Annotated in this window: 1 protein-coding gene; it reads left to right on the forward strand. The window is 43.1% G+C overall.

Annotated elements, in window-relative coordinates; all coding sequences use genetic code 11:
- Positions 1 to 166: 166 nt before the first annotated feature.
- On the forward strand, positions 167 to 464 hold a 298-nt coding region (locus RM425_RS21510; protein ID WP_311347271.1), incomplete at its 3' end, for a transporter substrate-binding domain-containing protein.

A 464-nucleotide genomic window follows, 5' to 3' on the forward strand; every position in this document is an offset into this window, starting at 1 on the left:
TTGTTGCACTATCGTGGTGCATTGAAATGCATACTTAAGCATTTTTAATGAAAAATAATACGTCTAACGGGGCGGGATATTTTGCCTTGATGGTCAATTTTATGGCACGATAAGTGTAACAAACCTGTAAATATTCCCTATAAAAAGACTGTCAGTTGAGGACATTATGAAAAAACTGGTGCTATCGCTCTCTCTGGTTCTGGCCTTCTCCAGCGCAACTGCGGCATTTGCTGCGATTCCGCAAAACATCCGCATCGGTACCGACCCGACCTATGCGCCATTTGAATCAAAAAATTCACAAGGCGAACTGGTTGGCTTCGATATCGATCTGGCAAAGGAATTATGCAAACGCATCAATACGCAATGTACGTTTGTCGAAAATCCGCTGGATGCGTTAATCCCGTCCTTAAAAGCGAAGAAGATTGACGCCATCATGTCATCGCTTTCCATTACGGAAAAACGTC

This window comes from Blastococcus goldschmidtiae, from assembly GCF_031845325.1.
Taxonomy (GTDB): Bacteria; Actinomycetota; Actinomycetes; order Mycobacteriales; family Geodermatophilaceae; genus Blastococcus; species Blastococcus goldschmidtiae.